The sequence below is a fragment of the Acinetobacter legionensis genome, assembly GCF_057165765.1.
This window is the reverse complement of sequence record NZ_CM169896.1, coordinates 790,219-805,634: the sequence shown is the minus strand read 5'-3', so window position 1 is coordinate 805,634 and position 15,416 is coordinate 790,219. Positions and strand designations below refer to the sequence as shown.

Below are 15,416 nucleotides of genomic sequence, written 5' to 3'. Positions count from 1 at the left end.
ATATTTTTGGTTCAATAGTTTATTTCACTATTTTTAATGCTAAAATTTAGGTGTTTTAATTTATTGTCGTGAAAAATGATTAAAAAAAAGGGAATAATTGATGCGTAAATTAGACCGTATAGATCGAATGATTTTAGATATTCTTCAAAATGAGGGTCGAATTGCCATCAGCGAGTTGGCTTCACGGGTCAGTTTATCGACCACACCTTGTTCTGAACGCGTCAAACGTTTGGAGCGAGATGGCATCATTATGGGCTATCATGCACGACTAAATCCGAAACATCTTGATCGCAACTTATTGGTTTTTCTAGAAATTAGCTTATCAGCAAAGTCTGGTGACGTGTTTGAACAAGTGGCCAAGGACTTAATGGAAATACCAGAAGTACAAGAGTGCCATCTTATTTCGGGAGATTTTGATTATTTAGTCAAAGCCCGATTAAAAGAAATGAGTGCTTACCGACGCTTACTGGGTGATTTACTAAAAAAACTTCCCTCCTCTGCTTCTTCACACAGCTATATTGTAATGGAAGAAATTAAGGAATCATTGTATTTGGACGTTCGCTAATCCATCATTTTTTATTTTTAGATGGATTGATGTGGTGCATTGCAGATTTGAATATCTCTCCACATTAGATCCAAATTTTACTGCAAGTAGATCTTAAATTGAGCGGTGATGGACTTAAGAGTTTAACGCTTCCCCATCATGCGGTATCTCTACCCAATTGAGTGAATGACATTAAAAGATTATCGGGGGATTCAGTCCCTGTTTAAATGTGTGATTGCTACTCACTATGTGATTACAAGTAAAATCCCCAACCGAGAATATCTTATCGATGTGTTGGGGATGATTAATTTGATTCGAATTACTCCAATAACCTAGATTTAAACCAGATTTAACAATTCAGAAAACTTTGCAATTCTTGCTTTCGGCACTGCTTCGTCCAACTCTTGTTTTGAACCATATCCATATTCTACCGCAATGGTTTCAATGCCATTTTTACGTGCACCAAAAATATCATGTTCCCGGTCTCCCACCATCAAACACTCTTTTGGATTTAACTTTTCTTTTTCAAGGATATAAGTGATTAACTCACCTTTATTGGTGCGCTCGCCATTTAACTCACTGCCATAGGGATAATCAAAATATTTTAATAAATCAAAATGATCTAAGATTTGCCGTGCATAGACTTCAGGTTTTGCAGTGGCTAAAAACAGTCGATAGCCCTTACTTTTTAAGGCTTCCAAGGTTTGTACTACATCATCAAAAACATGGTTTTCAAATAGGCCAGTTACAGCAAAACGTTCACGATAACCTAATAAAGCTTGCTCAGCTAAAATATCATTTGCTTCAACTTTGAGTAGCTTTGCCAATGATGCCTTTAACGGTGGACCAATAATCCAGTCGATATTTTCACTGTCAGGAATCGGATGCCCAACCTTTGCAAGTCCATAACGTGCAGATGTCGTAATGCCTACTTTTGGGTCGGTTAATGTGCCATCGAGATCAATTAAAATATTCTTTATCACCATCCAATCCTTTAAATCTGTGTTTGAAACAATTATCAAATTACTATCGAGTGTTCTCGCAAACTTGCCTATACTAACGTAAATTTGTGAATTAAGGACATCATCGTGCGCCCTACTGTACTTTGTTTTTCAGGTCTAGACCCTTCTGGTGGTGCTGGTATACAGGCTGATATTGAAGCGATTGGTCAAAGTGGCGCACATGCGGCAATTGCTTGTACAGCATTAACCATTCAAAACTCTCAACAAGTTTTTGGTTTTAAAGCCAGCTCCAAAGAACTACTGCTTGCTCAGGCCAATGCAGTTGTTGGTGATTTACCCATTAAAGCCATCAAATCGGGGATGTTGGGAACGACAGATAATATTGCTGCACTGGCTGAGTTTTTACGTGAACATCCAGATTATCTATATGTACTTGATCCTGTTTTAGTGGCAAATAGTGGTGGTTCACTGGGTAATCAAGAGACCTTGGTTAAAGCCTTTATCGAACTGATTCCTCTGGCAACAATCATTACCCCAAATACGGTGGAATTACGCGCATTAACAGCAGAACAGGACATAGAAAAAGCCACAGCCAAGCTGTTTGAAATGGGCGCACAAGCTGTTCTGGTAAAAGGTGGTCATGAAGATACCCCAAACTATATTCGTAATGCCTTATATGTGAACGGTGAAATGATCGCTGAATCTAAATGTCCCCGTTTAGAAGGTGAATACCATGGTTCAGGTTGTTCATTGGCAAGCTTTATTGCAGGACGTTTAGCACTAGGAGATCCGCTTAAAATCGCGGTACAACATGCTGAAACATGGTTATTTGGTGTATTAAAAAATGCCGAAACGCCGATTGAAGGTGGCCAAAAAATTCCAAAGCGCTTTTAAATGTTGAATATTACTCTGCACTTTTGAAAATAGCATCCAAGTTTCAATAAACAGCTGAAACTTGGAAATCCCCTAAAACAATGGGAATGACAACGAGAATAACAATGCATAAAACACTCACGACAATAATGCTATCAAGTTTACTTTTAACCCCATTCGCATTTGCCCAACCTCAACAACAAACTGTAAGTCGCAATATTAACGATGTAGTGAATGGGCAAAAAACCCATTTTATTTTTAAAGATGGCGATGACGAATCAGGTCAACTCATCATTCAAACACCGGCTAAACAGCAAGCATTTGATCTTGCAGAATTACCATTTGAACGTAAAAGACAAATTCATTTTCAAGACTACAATTTTGATGGATTTACCGATATTGCTGTGTCTACACCTGATATGGGAATGGGGGTTTATTCAATTTTTGATATTTTTCTCTATCAACCTAAAAGTAAAGACTATCAAGTGTTGAACCAAGGAAAAATTGATTTTAGTCATGCACAGTGTTCTGGATTGACGGATCTCAAACTGATTACCCACAAGAAACAAATGACCAGCTCATGTCGAGGTGGCGCAAGATGGTGGGTCGACACGTATCAATTTAAAAATGGGCAATGGAAATGGTTAAAATCTAAAGTGGAGGATGAATGAATTTTCGCTTCATCCTCTACTGAACTTAATGCTATAGATATAATATAAGCATCCAATCATACAAAAAATATAATTTAATCTGTAGAATGTTGATTATGCGTAATATCTTCATTTCTCAGTATATTTATCTTTAAGACTTTGTATATGTTGGCGATTGGTTTTCCACGAATTTTCTAAAATTTCTTTCTCTAGACGATACTGAATACGTTTTAATTTCATTGGAGGAATGTTGATTTGCTTAAATTGTTTTACATAATCTGTCCAACCTGCACCACGAAAGACATTGTTTGGCATTTTGGTTTTAAATTCTCAATCAGACATAAAAACCACGATTGAATGGATCTGAGTGGAATCAACAATATCTGTGAGCACACTTTCTAAAACTTTTTGATGCTTATAATTTTGATGTAATGGGTTTTGGAACTTATAGCTCTTTTTATAAATCTTTTGACGCTCGCCACCAAATATCCAACCTTTATAATTCTTTGTTTCAATGACAAAAACACCATAAAGACTTAATAAAATATGATCTATTTGGGTGGTCTGATTTTGCGCATCAGGCAGAGTACAATCATTTAATAAAATATAATTTTCTTTATCTAAATAGACTTTTACATGGGTACTGACAGCAAATTCACCTATTTTCCCTTTTAAAAAGGGCTTAAATAATTTAACTAGCGTAATCGCAACGAAAAGTAAAACGATCCAACCTAGATTTGATAAGAATGATGTAAAAATTTGAGCAAGCATTTTAAATTGTAATTTAATAATAAATAGAGTTGAGTCTATGGCACTTGTTCAATTTTTAAAAGAATATCCTTATTATCCAACCCACCCGCAAAACCCACTAATTTACCATCTGCCCCGACCACACGATGACATGGTGCAATAATAGAGATGGGATTTTTACCATTCGCTGCACCCACTGCCCGAACCGCTTTGACATTTCCAATCTGTTCTGCGATCTCTTTATAGCTACGCGTTTCACCAAATGGAATCGTCAATAAAGCTTGCCAAACTTTTTGCTGAAACTCAGTCCCCGCAAAATCTAGCGGTAAATCAAACTGGGTTCTTTTTCCTTGAAAATATTCATTCAATTGTTTCGCCGTCTCCAACAAAACTGGATGCGTATTGTTTTTAATTAATTCAGCCAGACGAACCCGTTTAGGATTTTCATTTTCCCAAAGTACTGCAACCAAGGCATGATCATGGGCGACTAATTTTAATATCCCGACTGGGGAACTCATTTCCATAAATGCAAGTTGCATGTCCTTATTCCCTTTCCAACTCAGCAACAGCTTAACTTAGCTTGAAGATAATTTCATCAAAATAAGACCTGAAATAATCAATACAGCAGCCAACATCCGCATCGCTGAGGCTGGTTCACCTAAAAAGAAAATTCCGACGGCAAATGAACCAATCGCACCAATCCCTGTCCACACCGTATAAGCGGTACCAAGTGGTAATGTTTTCATTGCATAAGAAAGTAAAGCAAAACTTGCGATCATAAAGATGATGGTCAAAATACTAGGTGTCAATTTAGTAAACCCATCAGACACCTTCATAAAATATGCCCAAACCACTTCAAACAAACCAGCAACTGCCAATAAAACCCATGCCATTATATATTCACCATTTTCTATTGGGTGTTTCCAATATTGATTACACCATGAACTACACATAAAAAAAGTGCTACCTCCTACAGAAATAGCACTTAAATATTTAAATAAATTAAGACGAAGAAAGTTTCATTAAAACTAAGCCAGAAACAATCAGTACAGCAGCGAACATACGCATTGCTGTTGCAGGTTCGCCTAAAATAAAAATACCAACCAAGAATGAGCCTATCGCTCCAATCCCAGTCCAAATGGTATAAGCAGTTCCCAATGGCAAAGTACGCATCGCATATGCCAATAGACCAAAGCTTAAAATCATGAAAAATAAGGTGACAATACTTGGTGTAAGCTTTGTAAAACCTTCGGACAATTTCATGCTATATGCCCAAACGATTTCAAAGATACCTGCGAAAATAAGAAAAACCCAAGCCATGACCAGCTCCAAATTTAAATTAGAATCAGGCCGTCCTGACGATTTTTCTCAAATTGAGGGAGGTCGTTCCTCCTGAAGAACGCTAATTATATCAACTCATGTTGAGGAGTTTATTAAAATTTACAAAATTTGACCTTTTTTACATTTCGAATAATTTTTTTTCGTGAGGCTTACTTTATGATCAAGCATGCTAAATATAAAAATCAGGAATCAAAACCATGAAACATGATTATTGGGGTGATATCCACCCGAGCTGGGCTGGGTTTAGTTCAGAAACATTTTTTTCACATTGTTTTTTTAATCAAAATGCTGATCGGGAGATTTTCTTAGGGGAAGAGTTTGATGAAGATGGCGAAGAGATCGAAGAAGCACCCAATCTTGATCAACTCAACGCTTTTGCAAAAACCTACCAATTATTTATCAACAGTATTGAACAACATATTCAGACCATTCAGCAACATGCTTTTGAACGCTATCAAAAGCTTTATGCACATTATTATGAAAATCCAGAAAAATCCGGTAAGGCTGCATTGAATATTCAGGATGTGGAATCCCATAATCCTTATATTCAGACCATGTTAAATTTGCGTGTGAGCGCACCCGATAGCTTAACCCTCTCTATTCACTATGATTTAGATACAGAGCATGGAATGGAATTTAAGTTTGTAAATAATCAGCTTGAATGTGTCGCTGGCATTGCAGAAACGTAAAAGGTCACTCCTAAAGAAGTGACCTTTTGCTTTATACAAAAAACTAAAGCTTAGAATCTAAAACGCAGACCTGCACCATATAACCAACCTGATTCGGACTTAGTTGCAGTTTGCCATGCTGTCTCTTTTTTACCTTTAGAATATGTATAGGCCACACTCACATAAGGCATCACCTTTTTTGTAATTTCATAACGGGTTTCTAAACCTGTTTTAATACTGTTTAGGCCTGTTTTTTGGGCATAGCGTGAATCATCGCTAAATACCACATTTAAATCTAAATAAGGCTTTAAAATCAGCTTTTGTGTCAATAATAAATCACGTTCAGTTTCTAGGCTAAATGCAACCTGACTGTCCTGTCCGAAATACAGATAAGCATCTGTTTCAAAAAAGTACTGCGCCAAGCCGTGTAAACCCAAAGCCGCATCTACACGTTCCTGATCAGTGGTTCGCTCAGGATTATCACTGTAACGCACACCCGCCTGTACATCCCAAAAATCAGCAATGTTACGGCTATAGAGGGCACTTAGATCATATTCTATTTTGTCTGATTCAGCCTTACTGGAGCTCCCTTTAATGAATAACTTATTTTCATCAGTACCTATGCGTAACTCTAAAGATGAATCTAAAGTACCTTTTCCATCTTCATCCAGCATCCAAGCATTATCAATAGTCACTCGCTGATAAACCTGCGCACCATGTTCTTTACCATGATCATGGGTACTATGCGAAGCTACGCTTTCCGCCCCCTTAGTGGTTGTAATCGCTTGATGCTGTGTATGATCTACAACATTGCTTTGCTTATCCAACTGATTCATTTTTGAATGATCCATGCTTGAATAATCAGTCACTACAGTTGATTCAGTCGCAATACTCTCATCACTTTGCATCTGATGCCCTTCATGGGCCAAAGCCAAACCACTCAGCATAAGTAATGAACTAGCCAGAGCTGATTTAGAAAAAAGATTAATGATTTGCATGTTCGTCCCCTTTCACTTCAGCCTTTTGAGTGGTATTTGTTGTTTGAACTGGCTGGGTGGACACTTTGCCATCACTCACATTGGCAACAATCAATTTATTCATCATCCCTGCACTCATGTGGTAGAGCAAATGACAATGGATTGCCCATTCACCCAATTCATCAGCGGTTAATAATGCTGTAACTGTTTTTGCAGGTGGTACAACAATGGTGTGTTTATTGGGCATATCCACAGCAGGCTGACCATTTTCCAGTTGCATAAACATGCCATGTAAATGCATTGGATGCGCCATCATACTGTTATTGATAAATTTAATTCGGATACGTTCGCCATATTTCACTTTGAGTGGTTCAGCATCACTGAATTTTTTACCATTGATCGTCCAAACATAACGCTCCATGGTTCCGCCTAAGCGAATCACCAATTCACTGGTGGCATCACGAGTATCAGGTTGAGGGGTTAGTGATTTTAAATCACTGTATTGCAGTGCTTTATCTCCTTGCAGCGTCGATGCATTTGCCCAACCATAAACCACTTGGTCTTTTTTTTGAGCTGCCGATGAATTGCTATGCTGTGAATGATCCATAGCTTGCGTATCATTGGCATTCATTTCTGAATGGTCCATACCTTGCATAGCATCAGCACTCATTTTTGAATGGTCCATGCCCTGCATATCATTCGCACTCATTTTCGAGTGATCCATGCCTTGCATAGCATCAGTATTCATTTTTGAATGGTCCATGCCTTGCATATCGTCAGCACTCATTTTTGAATGGTCCATACCCTGCATATCATTCCCATTCATTTTTGAATGATCCATGCCTGACATATCACCCATACTCATCTTGGAGTGATCCATCCCTCCGCCACCATGACCTCCCATATCATCCATAGTTAGCAGAGCACGTGGACGAGCAGCAGGCATATGAATAGCAGCACTTTTTGCTGTTAATTCATTGTGGAGTGTTCCAATCGCAAATCCTGAACGGTCAATAGACTCTGCTTCGATCTGATAATGACTGATTTTAGGTTCAACAATCACATCATAGGTTTCTGCTGTACCAATACGAAACTCATCCACACTCACAGGTTTTACTGGTTGACCATCGGCACTGACCACTGTCATTTTTAGCTGAGGGATGCGTACATCAAAGAACGACATTGCCGATGCATTCACAAAGCGGAGTCGAACTTTTTCATTTGGCTTAAACTGACCTGTCCAATTTTGTTCAGGCGTTTTCCCGTTTACAAGAAAGGTGTAACCCGTCACATCAGACATATCTGTTTTTAACATACGCATCTGATTCCACATTTTGCGATCAGACCATGTTGCTTTTAAACCATCACGTTGTAACTGTTTCCAAACATCCCCTAATGTTTCACGTCGATTTTGATAATATTCTGCGGAAACCTTTAGATTTTTTTGGATCTGGTCACTGGTTTGCTCATGGAAATCCGACAACATCACCACATAATCACGATCTGTGCGTTCATGCGCTGCCAGCGGTTTTTTATTCTTTGGATAAATCACTAAAGAACCATATAAACCATCTTGTTCTTGGCCTTTCGAATGGGCATGATACCAATAGGTTCCACTCTGACGAACTTTGAACTTATAGACAAATTCTTCGTTGGGTTTGATCCCGTTATAACCATTAAAGCCAGGTACACCATCCATAATGCCGGGCAATAATAGGCCATGCCAGTGGATCGATGAATCCTGATTCTTTAAATTATTTTTAACACGAATCACCGCTTCATCACCTTCTTCAAATTCTAAAAGTGGTGCGGGAAACTGGCCATTTACAGTAATTCGTTTTACCGGTTTACCTGTTACATTGACGATTCCTTCATCAATGCTGAGTTGATATTCTTTGATTGCGGCAATTCCCCAAGTTGAGGAGACCAAGCACAATGTGGCAACCAAGCTTTGAGCTAATCGCTTTTGAGATAACTGAATAAACATAACTTAACCTAAATTTTAACAAGCAATTTTGAATAAAAAAGTGTCTAAAATCAGATTAAGCTTTTGGAGGACGTAGGATTTCCTGCCAATGCCCTGCGAGGTGCTGAGCTTGGTAATTGATTTGATAGGCTTGAGTGTTGTGCAGATGATCGGGTGCAATCAATTTGGGAATATCAGGATTGAACCAAACCACTGAAGATTGGCATGATAATGCAGCACAGTCTAGGCATTTGCTCTGCTGCGTATCTTGAGATTGAACCTGTAGATTATGGCAATCTTTTAAATTTTGCACCTGCTGCTCATGATTGAGACGCAATTTTTGATCATTTTGTTTTTGTTGTATGTCTAAACAGTGTTGTTTCATTTCTTTTACAGTACTGTTTTTCATCATCGATTGATGTTCATCTAAAAGTGATGCATTCATCATTTGCGCATGTTGCATCATATTTACAGATGCAATAGACACACTGCTCCAACCTATGGCAAAAACCATAAGACAAACAAACCAAAGCTGTTTGTGCAGTTGTCTAAACAAAACTAAAACCTATGTTTTAATCCATAATGAAGCTAAGAGCATAGCCAATAATAACGATTTTGGCAAATATCATGTGGAAAGATTGCCAATATCACTGAATAATTTAGCATCAATTCTACTTTGAATAAAAAATGAATAATCAAATTGATGAAGAGCAGATAATTTTTATAACAAAAGAGCCCATTTGGGCTCTTTTTAAACAGAAATTGCATACATGATAAACGATTGATCACCCTTTGATTAATCTATACCCAGCTTATCCATATGCTTATCAACATGGTTATCCATATAGTTATCATCAGAGTTATCCACAATTCACACAATACACTTGTGGAAAAGTTTAAGCCGAAACTTGTCCAACTTTTGCTAATTCAGCACGCATTTCGTTAATCACAGCTTGATAATCAGGTTTACTAAAAATCGCCGAACCAGCAACAAACATATCAGCTCCTGCTTCAGCAATTTCACGGATATTTGCTGGGCCAACACCGCCATCAATTTCTAACCGAATGTCACGACCTGAAGCATCAATAATTTTACGCGCTTCGCGTAATTTATCCAAAGTCGTTGGAATAAATTTTTGGCCGCCAAAGCCAGGGTTTACACTCATTAAAAGCACTTGATCCACTTTATCTAAAACATAGTCGAGATAATGCAAAGGTGTTGCTGGATTAAATACCAAACCTGCTTTAGCACCACCATCTTTAATCAATTGTAATGAACGGTCAATATGATGTGTTGCTTCAGGATGAAAAGTAATAATATCTGCGCCTGCTTCTAAGAAATCACCAATCATACGATCCACAGGTGAAACCATAAGATGCACATCAATCGGGGCTTTGATCCCATATTTCTTTAATGCCTTACATATACCCGCACCAAAAGTTAGGTTTGGAACATAGTGGTTATCCATGACATCAAAGTGGACAACATCTGCACCAGCTGCCAATACTTTTTCCACATCTTCACCCAGACGGGCAAAATCGGCAGATAAAATTGAAGGTGCAATCAGAAATGGCTTGGACATGAAACAACCTGGCAAAGAGAAATATTTTTCCCATTATAACAAACTTACCTTATTGGGTTGTTTTAAAAAGCAACAGTTTTACTTATCTTGGTCATTTATCAGGTCATAGCAATTAATCTGATTGAATGAGTGACTGTCTATTACTTGATGATATGGGTTTTAGCGAATAATCTAATCTTTTGAGAAAATACAAAAAAATAAAGGGCTTCATTAAGCCCTAGATCAAGTCACCACCACCTTGCACAATCTATAGATAAAACATCGCTTATCTATACTGCTTAAGGTTTAGCCTGTTGTTTTTTCTCAAAATCACGAACCATTTTAACGCGTTCTTCAGTTGCAGGATGTGAAGATAAGGCATCAAAAATCTCTAGAGAGCTTTCTTTTTCACTAGATTCATTTTGAGGTTGTTTTTTATTTGGATCCGCTTTTTTATCAGCTTCTGCTGTTTTACCTGATTGCTTTGGTTTTTCTTCCAGTGCAGTTTCATCACTTAAGCGTTGTAAGAAATTCGCAAAATGAGACACTTCAATGCCTTTACGATCCATCAATTTCAGCGCATACATATCCGCCTCAGCTTCAAATTTACGTGAATAATTTGCACCGATCATCGCGGCAGGTAACGAGGTCAATAGGTCTGAACTATCACCCGTCATGGCAATATACAACACACTCAACCCCAGACTGGTCAAGCCTTGTTGTAAACTATGCCGTTCAACCAAATGCCCTTGCTCATGAGCCAATACACCTAAAATCTCTTGATCACTATGCGCCATTTCAATCAACTCATCAGTGATAATAATGGTATTGTTGGGTAAAGCCACTGCATTGGCACCCAATTGCCCACCTTCACGGAAGACCAATTTTGCAGGTTTTCCTTCAGCGATGGTATTTAGATATTGCTTGGAAATTAGATCTTTTTGACCTTGTGCCAAATGACTGGGGTTAGTCCAATTATTCAATACATATTTTTCCGCTTCATCACCTAATTTATTCAAACTATTTTCAGGCAGCTGAAAAGCAACATAATGTGATGCTGCTGGAACACCCCATTTCACTAAAGCAAAAACAAAAACCGCGACAAAGACGATACTGAATACAATTAAACTTGGAGAACGTTCTAATTTCCAAATTGAATGCTGAACATTTTTAGTCCCAAAATTAAACCATTCTGGTAAAGCCCCCTGAAACTCAATCCTAGCGTCATCTTTAAGCTCAATCGCAGGATTTAATTGCCCCAGTGCGCCAATTAATTCCATATCGCGATATGCATAACGGCGTTGATGCTCTAAACGCTCACCATACTGAATCAGCACTTCGAACTCAGATTGAGCAGAAAGTTGGGCATGGTGTGGTTTAGACACCACACCATCATAGAAAATGACTTCTATTGGTCGTGACATAAATTATTCAACTCATATCATTATAAAGAAATATCAATGTCGAAGATGTCACTAATTTCTTCAGCTAAAGCACTTTGCTCTTGCTGTGCAAGATTCATCATTTGATCTGGATCATCATGCAAAATTAAACTCATCGAATCAACTTGATATTTGTGAATACGAATTGCCGCCCATGCAGACATTAAACCAATGCTTAGAATTTTAACCAGCCAATTTGATGCCACAATCCATGCATAACGCCATTGATTACAATCTGTTTTAAATTGGCTACTCCCCACCGTTGTATTGTTCCATGTAGTAATAAAAATACGTGCTGCGATCAATGGATAAATAAACAAACCTGCCACAGCATACATTGCAAAGACACCAAAGATAAAAAAGTTTGGTGTATACCCAGCAATAAAACCGATAATACCAAAATAGATAATGCCAAATACAAGCATGATTCCAAAAGACATAAAAATTGGAATGTAGACTGCACCCATATAAGCTGACCAATCGGCATTCAATTTAAAATCCAACTGACCTGCATATAAATGATCAATGTAGTATTTTTTATACAACCAGATCGCAACAGGAGAAAATATACCTAAACTAAAAATATAAATTAAAATACTAAGAAAAAAGACTTTATAGGATTCTTTTGTGGTTCCCGCAAAATAAAAACGACTATTTCCAAACTTACTATTTCTTGCAGTAAAGCGCATTGTTGCTCGAATAAGCCAAGGTACTGCTGCATATAGCACAACTAGACCAACTACCGTTGCAATCATGGAATACTGCGAGGAAATTGAAAAGGCTGCATAAATACCCAATGCAATCAATCGTCCAACTAAAATCTTGGTTGGAATACCCGTGAAGTCAAAACGTCTTTTAAAGAATTCAGTATTGCCATAAAAATAACGTAAACGACGCACTTTCGCCCAAGGTGCATACAAACTTAAGGTGATGATGGTCAATAGGATATTCACAATCCATATACCAAAATATTCCATCGCATCACCGTGAAATTTAAAACGATGAATTTTAGGATACTGCTGGTCTATGGGTTGCTGTATTTCTGGTGGTGTAGCGCCCTTTTCCAAATTCAAATGACTTGGAAATGGAGGCGGTATTTGTTCTTGCATATTCTTCTCTTTATTTAAATTATTTAATGACAATCTAAAATGATATGAAATAAAACCTCAAAAAGTAGTTTATATTTTTTCTAAGCTGAAAGAAATAGAGTAAAAGTAAACTATAGTTTACTTTTACTCAAAATTTAATTTTTTGTTAGGTGACCCAACTATTTTTGCAATTGCAAAGCATGAAACTGTAAATGGTCATCAATAAAGCTTTGAATGAAATAATAACCATGATCATAGCCTTCATGAAATCTTAATGTGATTTTTTGCCCTACTTTATTACAGGCTTTCTGGTATTTCTCAGGATTCAATTGACTAAAAAACTGATCTTTTAAGCCTTGATCGATAAGTATTTCGTCAAATAACTGACCTTTAGAAAGCAGTAACTGGGTTGCATCATGCTTTGCCCATTCTGAACGATTATTCGATCCTAAATAATGAGAAAAAGCCTTCTCACCCCAAGGGCATTCAGTAGGCGCACAAATCGGGGCAAATGCGGACACTGATTTAAAATAATTTGGATGTTTCCAAGCAAGTGTTAATGCGCCATGCCCGCCCATGCTGTGACCAAATATTCCCACTGCCTCAGATTGAATTGGAAAAGTTTTTATCAGTAATGGATAAAGTTCATCTACAATATAACTTTCCATCTGAAAATGCTCAGCCCAAGGTGCTTGAGTTGCATTAATATAAAATCCGGCACCCTGTCCCAAATCCCATGAATCACCTTGCGCAACCTGTTCACCACGAGGCGATGTATCTGGTGTAATCAAGATCAAGCCAAGCTGAGATGCCAACCGTTGCGCATGTGCTTTAATAATAAAGGTTTCTTCCGTACAAGTCAGTCCTGCTAAATAGAATAATGCAGGACATTTCTGTCCTTTTAATGCTTGAGGCGGAAGATATGTCGCAAACTTCGTTGCCCCTTTTAAATAATTTGACTGAATTTGGTAAATTCTTTGTTCACCATCAAAACAGATATTTTTACTTAAAAGTTCCATTCGCGCATCGCTCCATATTTCGATCTTTAAATTGTTTAGAACTACAGTCTTAAAGCATCAATACAATCAACCTAAATATAAATTAAAAGCGCTTTTGCTTTCGCATTTAAAGCGCCGCTATTTATCATGGCTTTTGTTGTGTATTCAGTTTTACATTTTGAGTTTGAGCAGTAGTAATAGCCCCTTGTTGAGGAAATAAATGTTGTTCCAATTGCGGTAACATCATTTCCATATTTTTCCCAATCACCCATTGCGGTTCAGATGGATCAAAGCCTTGTGCATTTTCCCATTTCGCAACTGTTTCAGTCGCTTCTTTAAATGCGGCTTTGAGAGAGCCTTGTTCACGCATTGCCTGATCAAAGAAAGCTCGACCAAAATAAGTATAATCAGCTTCATTTGAACAACCAAATGAAGCACGGTCTGCTGCAGAAGCAGTAATAATCAAAGTATCTGGTGATTGGAGTGCTGAAACAAAGCTACCTGAATAACAGGCTGAAATCACAATCACTTTCCAACGAATACCCGATTTGTCTAGGGTTTCTCTTAACCATTTTGGATCGACATCATCCAAATTAATCGGTTCATTTTCTAGTTCAAAACGATTAGGTAAGCCATGAGAAGTCATATAAAGAAACAATACATCACTTTCGCGATTCATCTGTTGACCAATACGGCGTAAAGCAAGGTCGATACTGGTTTTAGATGCAATAGGAGTGTCTTTAATGCTTTGTGGGTTATTAACCAACTCAACAGAGCGTCCAAAAGTTCCAAAACGGGTATCAAATTGTTCTTTAATTCGATCAATTTCAAATTTAAACACGTCTTGATAACTAGCACCCGCAACACCCAAAAAGTACCAATGTGTTTGAGCAAACTCACCAAACTGCACCTGTTCCAATGCTTTATTGAGCAAATGACTTTGTGCATAAAAAGCACTTTCACTGAGACTCGGAGGAACTTCTTCTACTTTCCAAATTGGCTGTTCCTTGATCGAAACCTGCCAAGTGAACAAAGTGGCTATTGTAGCAAACATGATTAAGGCACGTTCCCACCATGGCCATTGTAATTCTCTTGAAAAAACCCATACTACAGCAAGGCTTTGCCAAATAAACAAAGCAAAAAATAGCAATGGGATCACATCATAAGTGAAATAAGGCAGTAGATCTTGGTTGCCCAAATATTGAAGCAAACATTGAAACAACATGATATGCGTATCAAGCACTAACCATAACAGTGCTGGAACCAACATCAAGCGTGGATTATTGGTACGTTGTGATAGAAAAATCCCCACAATCAAGGCAATAAAAGGCCACAATGCATAGCTGACAAGACCCTGTCGATTAAAAACACCACCATCACCAGCAACTAACCAGCTAAACAGTGTATTGGCACCTGCACCCAACAGTCCCCAAAAAATCAGTTGAAGAATAGATGGACGAACAATTTGTAAAGACTTTCGCGAACCTAAGAATAACCAAATCCCTGCACGTTGGTTACTTTTCAAATCATGCCAAAAGTTAATCGAGGGTTTAAGATCTATCATAAAGATTCTGTTAAGGCAGTGGCTTCAATCA

General features: G+C 37.8%; 16 protein-coding genes and 1 pseudogene. 4 read left to right on the top strand and 13 right to left on the bottom strand.

All coding sequences use genetic code 11. The features are described from left to right. Positions 1 to 100: 100 nt before the first annotated feature. Positions 101 to 565 (top strand): Lrp/AsnC ligand binding domain-containing protein, encoded by a 465-nt coding sequence (locus AC2G3J_RS03885; RefSeq protein ID WP_004723670.1) that lies wholly within the window; start codon positions 101 to 103, stop codon positions 563 to 565. A 317-nt stretch (positions 566 to 882) separates the two neighbouring features. Here the strand turns inward: AC2G3J_RS03885 and AC2G3J_RS03880 are convergent, their stop codons facing one another. Beyond that, complete coding sequence (locus tag AC2G3J_RS03880) at positions 883 to 1,530, bottom strand: HAD-IA family hydrolase (RefSeq protein WP_419328215.1); 648 nt, start codon at positions 1,528 to 1,530, stop codon at positions 883 to 885. 102 nt (positions 1,531 to 1,632) lie between these two features. Between AC2G3J_RS03880 and AC2G3J_RS03875 the strand changes: the two genes are divergently transcribed. Both AC2G3J_RS03875 and AC2G3J_RS03870 read left to right on the top strand, forming a co-directional pair. Continuing rightward, positions 1,633 to 2,400, top strand: a complete 768-nt coding sequence (locus tag AC2G3J_RS03875; RefSeq protein ID WP_336952066.1) for a hydroxymethylpyrimidine/phosphomethylpyrimidine kinase — start codon at positions 1,633 to 1,635, stop codon at positions 2,398 to 2,400. 104 nt (positions 2,401 to 2,504) lie between these two features. Then, positions 2,505 to 3,050, top strand: a complete 546-nt coding sequence (locus tag AC2G3J_RS03870) for an XAC2610-related protein (RefSeq protein WP_336952067.1) — start codon at positions 2,505 to 2,507, stop codon at positions 3,048 to 3,050. Between the two features lie 108 nt (positions 3,051 to 3,158). Here AC2G3J_RS03870 and AC2G3J_RS03865 read toward each other — a convergent pair. From AC2G3J_RS03865 to AC2G3J_RS03850, 4 genes and pseudogenes are all read right to left on the bottom strand, one after another. After that, positions 3,159 to 3,800 (bottom strand): annotated as a pseudogene (locus AC2G3J_RS03865) (nuclease-related domain-containing protein). A gap of 35 nt (positions 3,801 to 3,835) precedes the next feature. Beyond that, entirely contained in the window at positions 3,836 to 4,318 is a 483-nt protein-coding gene (locus AC2G3J_RS03860; protein WP_336952069.1) for a methylated-DNA--[protein]-cysteine S-methyltransferase, read from the bottom strand. A gap of 36 nt (positions 4,319 to 4,354) precedes the next feature. Further along, complete coding sequence (locus tag AC2G3J_RS03855) at positions 4,355 to 4,672, bottom strand: DMT family transporter (protein ID WP_336952070.1); 318 nt, start codon at positions 4,670 to 4,672, stop codon at positions 4,355 to 4,357. Positions 4,673 to 4,781: 109 nt separating this feature from the next. Beyond that, positions 4,782 to 5,099, bottom strand: coding sequence for a DMT family transporter (locus AC2G3J_RS03850; RefSeq protein WP_004723678.1), 318 nt, complete (start codon positions 5,097 to 5,099; stop codon positions 4,782 to 4,784). A 218-nt stretch (positions 5,100 to 5,317) separates the two neighbouring features. On the opposite strand from AC2G3J_RS03850, the gene AC2G3J_RS03845 reads away from it, so the two are divergent. Then, complete coding sequence (locus tag AC2G3J_RS03845) at positions 5,318 to 5,809, top strand: DUF6985 domain-containing protein (RefSeq protein WP_419328213.1); 492 nt, start codon at positions 5,318 to 5,320, stop codon at positions 5,807 to 5,809. 50 nt (positions 5,810 to 5,859) lie between these two features. Here AC2G3J_RS03845 and AC2G3J_RS03840 read toward each other — a convergent pair whose 3' ends face one another. From AC2G3J_RS03840 to AC2G3J_RS03805, 8 genes are all read right to left on the bottom strand, one after another. Continuing rightward, positions 5,860 to 6,786: a copper resistance protein B gene (locus tag AC2G3J_RS03840; protein ID WP_419328212.1), complete on the bottom strand. Its 927-nt coding sequence runs from the start codon at positions 6,784 to 6,786 to the stop codon at positions 5,860 to 5,862. Beyond that, complete coding sequence (locus AC2G3J_RS03835; RefSeq protein WP_483770675.1) at positions 6,773 to 8,752, bottom strand: multicopper oxidase domain-containing protein; 1,980 nt, start codon at positions 8,750 to 8,752, stop codon at positions 6,773 to 6,775. Before AC2G3J_RS03835 ends, AC2G3J_RS03840 begins: the two co-directional genes overlap by 14 nt. A gap of 55 nt (positions 8,753 to 8,807) precedes the next feature. Continuing rightward, positions 8,808 to 9,218 (bottom strand): hypothetical protein, encoded by a 411-nt coding sequence (locus AC2G3J_RS03830; protein ID WP_336952075.1) that lies wholly within the window; start codon positions 9,216 to 9,218, stop codon positions 8,808 to 8,810. A 409-nt stretch (positions 9,219 to 9,627) separates the two neighbouring features. Further along, positions 9,628 to 10,314, bottom strand: coding sequence for a ribulose-phosphate 3-epimerase (rpe, locus tag AC2G3J_RS03825; RefSeq protein ID WP_419330484.1), 687 nt, complete (start codon positions 10,312 to 10,314; stop codon positions 9,628 to 9,630). A 278-nt stretch (positions 10,315 to 10,592) separates the two neighbouring features. After that, positions 10,593 to 11,717 carry a M48 family metallopeptidase gene (locus AC2G3J_RS03820; RefSeq protein WP_336952077.1) on the bottom strand — a complete coding sequence of 375 codons (1,125 nt, stop codon included), beginning with the start codon at positions 11,715 to 11,717 and terminating at the stop codon, positions 10,593 to 10,595. 20 nt (positions 11,718 to 11,737) lie between these two features. After that, positions 11,738 to 12,844 (bottom strand): YjgN family protein, encoded by a 1,107-nt coding sequence (locus tag AC2G3J_RS03815; RefSeq protein ID WP_336952078.1) that lies wholly within the window; start codon positions 12,842 to 12,844, stop codon positions 11,738 to 11,740. A 158-nt stretch (positions 12,845 to 13,002) separates the two neighbouring features. Further along, positions 13,003 to 13,842 carry an S-formylglutathione hydrolase gene (gene fghA, locus AC2G3J_RS03810; RefSeq protein ID WP_336952079.1) on the bottom strand — a complete coding sequence of 280 codons (840 nt, stop codon included), beginning with the start codon at positions 13,840 to 13,842 and terminating at the stop codon, positions 13,003 to 13,005. Positions 13,843 to 13,966: 124 nt separating this feature from the next. Next, complete coding sequence (locus tag AC2G3J_RS03805; protein ID WP_336952080.1) at positions 13,967 to 15,385, bottom strand: C13 family peptidase; 1,419 nt, start codon at positions 15,383 to 15,385, stop codon at positions 13,967 to 13,969. Positions 15,386 to 15,416: the final 31 nt, after the last annotated feature.